Genomic DNA, 1,326 nt, shown 5'->3' with positions numbered 1-1,326 from the left:
TGAGGTTCCCCCGAGATGCGGGGAGAGGTGACAGCAGGTCAGATGGGGCTCACGAGAGGAGCTCTGACGATGCCTGCCCCGAGGAAGTACCCGCTGGAGTTGCGTGAGCGTGCGGTGCGGATGTACCGCGCTTCCGAGCCGAAGCCCGTGATCCGCCGCATGGCCGAGGAACTCGGCGTGCACCACGAGGCCCTGCGCAACTGGATTCGCCAGGCCGAGGCCGACGCCGGCGAGCGAGGCGACATGCTCACCACCGCCGAGCGTGAGGAGCTTGCCGCCCTGCGCAAGGAGAATGCCCAGCTCAAGCGTGCGAATGAGGTCCTGCGGACGGCCTCGGCTTTTTTCGCGGCCCAGCTCGACCCGACCCGGCCCAGGTGACGGCGCTCGTTGACGAGCACCCGCATCTGGGGGTCGAGCCCGTACTCCGGGAACTGAACATCCCCTCCTCCACCTACTACCGGTGGCGTCAGGCCGAGACCGAGCCGTGCGAACGGCGACGCCGGGACGCCGAGCTGACGGGCAGGATCCGGCAGGTCCACGACGAATCCGGCGGGATCTACGGCTCACCCCGCGTGCACGCCGTCCTCAAGCGTGAGGGCGTCCACGTCGGCCGCAAGCGCGTCGAGCGGCTCATGCGCCAGGCCGGTCTGGCCGGGATCAGCCCCCGCCGGGACAAGGGCTTCACTCGCCGTGACCCGGACGCCGATCTGGCTCCTGACCTGGTGCAACGCGACTTCACCGCGAACGGGCCGAACCGGCTGTGGGTCACCGACCTGACCATGATCCCCACCAGGGAGGGGCCGCTGTGGCTGTCCGCGATCCGCGACGCGTTCTCCCGCCGGGTCGTGGCCTGGGAGACCTCCGCCCGCGCGGACGCGGACCTGGTCCTCACCTCGCTGGAGTATGCCCTGGCCAGCCGGGAAGTCGTCCCCGGCGAGCTCGTTCACCACGCCGACCACGGCTGTCAATACACGTCCGTGAAGCTCACAACACGCCTGGTCAGGACCGGTATCCAGGCGTCCATGGGCTCGGTCGGCGACTCGTTCGACAATGCCCTGGCGGAGAACCTGTGGATGGTCATCAAGACCGAATGCATCCGCGGCCGCGTCTTCGCCACCAGGGCCGAAGCGAACCTCGCGCTCTTCGAGTACATCGACGGCTTCTACAACCCCCGCCGCATCCAGAAACGGCTCGGCTACCTCAGCCCCATCGAATACGAGGAGAAGCACTACGCCGACCAGGCAGCGACCGAACCAGTGAACCTGAAACCACGCCAACCCGCTCTGACCAGCTAGTCAGCCACTCCCGCACTGCGGGGGAACCTCA

The 1,326-nt window shown here is 68.0% G+C and carries 2 protein-coding genes; both read left to right on the top strand.

Going from position 1 to position 1,326, the window contains the following annotated elements; genetic code table 11:
• Positions 1–69: 69 nt before the first annotated feature.
• Complete coding sequence (locus ACFYOY_RS49190; RefSeq protein ID WP_171072378.1) at positions 70–378, top strand: transposase; 309 nt, start codon at positions 70–72, stop codon at positions 376–378.
• On the top strand, positions 375–1,295 hold the full coding sequence (locus tag ACFYOY_RS49185) for an IS3 family transposase (RefSeq protein ID WP_388594672.1): 921 nt from the start codon (positions 375–377) through the stop codon (positions 1,293–1,295). The genes ACFYOY_RS49190 and ACFYOY_RS49185 overlap by 4 nt, the downstream gene beginning before the upstream one ends.
• Positions 1,296–1,326: the final 31 nt, after the last annotated feature.

Source organism: Streptomyces sp. NPDC007875 (assembly GCF_042868035.1).
Taxonomy (GTDB): domain Bacteria; phylum Actinomycetota; class Actinomycetes; order Streptomycetales; family Streptomycetaceae; genus Streptomyces; species Streptomyces antimycoticus.
The sequence above is the reverse complement of the archived record's forward strand: the minus strand, read 5'-3'. Positions and strand labels throughout refer to the sequence as shown.